Raw genomic sequence first — 2,768 nt, 5'->3', positions numbered from 1 at the left:
AGTTCGGCGACGACCCCACCCGCTACGCCGACACCCGCGCCCGCCGCAACTACGCCGCCACCAGCCCGATCACCCGCGCATCCGGCACCCGCCGGGTCGTGCTCGCCCGCGTCGCCGCCAACAAACGCCTCCGCGACGCCCTCTACCTGCAAGCCTTCGCCGCCCTGTCCCGCTCACCCGGCGCCCGCGCCTACTACGACACCCACCGCACCCGCGGCCACACCCACCACCAGGCACTACGCGCTCTCGCCAACCGCCTCGTCGGCATCCTGCACGGCTGCCTACGCCACCACCAGCGCTACAACGAAACCACCGCCTGGCCGGCCTCAGAACCGCAACTGACCCTCGCCGCTTGACCTCTTACACACGTGGGATGTATAGCCGGAGGGGGATCGTCACTGGATCACGTGACCGTCGGGCGCGATGAGCCGGCCCTCCGCGCGCTTGCGGAGCTCGGTCTCGTCACGGATCTGCTTGAAACGCTCGTCGGTCAGCGGGTACTTCCAGAAGATGAGCATCGCGATGACCGCGACGACGGCCGGCAGCAGCCCGATGGTGACGCGGATCGACCAGATCGCCGAGTCCGGCTGGATGGGGTTCGGGACGGCGGCGGTCGCGGTGAGGTAACCGCCGATGGCCAGGGCCCACGCGCCGACGGCGCCCCCGATCGACTGAGTGATCTTGCGGGTGAACGAGAAGACCGCGTACGTCGCGCCCTCGGACCGCTTGCCGGTCTTCCACTCGCCGTACTCGACGGTGTCCGCCTCGAGACCGAACATCACCGTGTTGATCAGGGCCGCACCCGCGCCCTTGATGGCCAGGAACAGCAGGGCGGGAACGGCGAATCCGGCCGGGGTCAGGAAGAGGGCGACGCCGCCGACGACGGTGAGCACACCGCAGTACTGGAAGATCCGCTTCTTGCCGAAGCGGTCGACCAGACGCGGGATGAACGGCGCCAGCACGATCGAGGTGCCGGCGTTGACCAGCGTGATCGGGCCCAGCCAGGTGATGTCGCCCATCACGTACTGCGCGTAGTAGGCCGACGCGCCGCCCACCGCGAACAGGCCGATGAGGTAGAAGAAGCTGGCCGCGCACAGGTAGCCGAGCGGTTTGTTGCTCTTCAGCGTCTCGATCGTCTCGCGCAGCGACACCTTGGGCTGGGTCCGGACCACCTGCTCCCGGCACAGGTAGAAGGTCAGCACGTAGGCCAGGGTGCCGATGACGACGAACGCGAGAGTGGTCTGGGTGAAGATCGACTGAACCTTCTCCGCATAGGCCTCGGCCGACAGGACGTCCTTCTGCTTGCGAACCTCGGAGATCCGCGGCGCGATCAGATAGGTGAGGACGATCCCGCCCACGGCCGCCCCGAAGAACCGGGAGGCGACCAGCTTGGCCCGCTGGTGCACCGACTGGGTCATCGCCGAGGCGAGCGAACCGTAGGGGATGTTGACCAGCGAGTAGGCCAGGCCGAGTACGGCATAGGTCAGGTACGCGTAGAGCAGCTTCCCGTTGTCGGACAGCGAGCTCGGCACGTGGAAAGTGAGGTAGCTGAGGAACAGCAGGGGCACGGCGCCGAAGAGAATGAACGGCCGGAACTTGCCCCACCGGGTCATCGTGCGGTCGACGAGCCGTCCCGCGAAGGTGTCGGCGAAGGCGTCCCAGAGCCGGACGATGAGGAACATCGTGCCGACCGCGGCGGCCGAGATGCCCGCGACGTCGGTGTAGTAGTAGAGCAGGAAGGCTGTCGACAGGGTGAAGGCGAGGTTGCCGGCGAAGTCGCCGAGGCCGTAGCCGACGACCGAGCGCCGGCTCAGCCGATCGCCCGCGACGAGCGGGGCCGGTTCGAGGGTCTTGATGGACATGGGAGCGGGTCTCCTCGCGGGGGATGCGGGCGTCGATGACTTGAAGCTTGAAGGAAGTACAGCCGCTCATCGCTGCGCCGTCAGCTTGTTGCAGTCAGTTGCCCTCGACGTGGTCGGCGGGGCGGCAACTCGTGGCAACCTCTGCGGTCCCGGGCCGTTCAGTGGGTCAATGGAGACATCACCGCAGAGAGAAGGGCCCGACCATGCTCCGTCCACAGGACACCGCAACCCGTGAGAAGAAGCGCCTCGACGGCCTCTGGTCGTTCCGGCTCGATCACGACTCCGCCGGGCGGGATGCGGGATGGTTCCGCGGGCCGCTCCCCGACGCCGGTGACATGGCCGTGCCGGCCAGCTTCAACGACGTCACCGCGGACGCATCGGTCCGCGACCACATCGGGGACATCTGGTACCAGCGCACCGTCCGCGTGCCGAAGGGCTGGTCGGGCGACCGGCTCGTCCTGCACTTCGAGTCGGCGACGCACCGGGCCACCGTCTGGGTGGACGACACCGAGGTGATGAGCCACGAGGGCGGCTACACCCCGTTCGAGGCCGACATCACCGCCCTCGCCACCGCCGGCCAGGAGCTGAGGATCACCGCACTGGTCAACAACACGCTGTCGTTCCAGTCGATCCCGCCCGGCGTCATCGAGCAGACACCCACCGGCCCGGCCCAGATCTACTGGCACGACTTCTTCAACTTCGCCGGCCTGCACCGGTCAGTGTGGCTCGCCGCCACTCCGCACGCGCACATCGAGGACGTCACCGTCGTGACCGGCCTGGCCGGAGCGGCCGGCACCGTCGACTACACCAGCACGGCGGCCGGCGCGGAGGGTCTCGAGACCCGCGTGGTGCTCCGCGACGCCGGCGGCGTCGAGGTCGCCCGCGGATCGGGTGCCGCCGGGCGCC

At 68.6% G+C, this 2,768-nt stretch carries 3 protein-coding genes; 2 read left to right on the top strand and 1 reads right to left on the bottom strand.

Going from position 1 to position 2,768, the window contains the following annotated elements:
* Nucleotides 1-356, top strand: a 356-nt coding sequence (locus AB0M20_RS36410; RefSeq protein WP_364305206.1) for a transposase, incomplete at its 5' end; no start/stop codon positions are given.
* A 39-nt stretch (nt 357-395) separates the two neighbouring features.
* On the opposite strand, the gene AB0M20_RS36405 is transcribed toward AB0M20_RS36410, so the two are convergent.
* On the bottom strand, nt 396-1,862 hold the full coding sequence (locus AB0M20_RS36405) for a glycoside-pentoside-hexuronide (GPH):cation symporter (RefSeq protein ID WP_364305204.1): 1,467 nt from the start codon (nt 1,860-1,862) through the stop codon (nt 396-398).
* A gap of 203 nt (nt 1,863-2,065) precedes the next feature.
* Here AB0M20_RS36405 and AB0M20_RS36400 point away from each other — a divergent pair.
* Nucleotides 2,066-2,768, top strand: a 703-nt coding sequence (locus tag AB0M20_RS36400) for a sugar-binding domain-containing protein (RefSeq protein WP_364305203.1), incomplete at its 3' end; no start/stop codon positions are given.

The sequence above is a fragment of the Actinoplanes sp. NPDC051633 genome, assembly GCF_040681735.1.
GTDB lineage: Bacteria > Actinomycetota > Actinomycetes > Mycobacteriales > Micromonosporaceae > Actinoplanes.
The sequence above is the reverse complement of the archived record's forward strand: the minus strand, read 5'-3'. Positions and strand labels throughout refer to the sequence as shown.

Bases quoted from the DNA above. Each gene is read 5' to 3' on its own strand.
- AB0M20_RS36405 (WP_364305204.1), bottom strand. From the start codon at position 1,862: ATGTCCATCAAGACCCTCGAACCGGCCCCGCTCGTCGCGGGCGATCGG.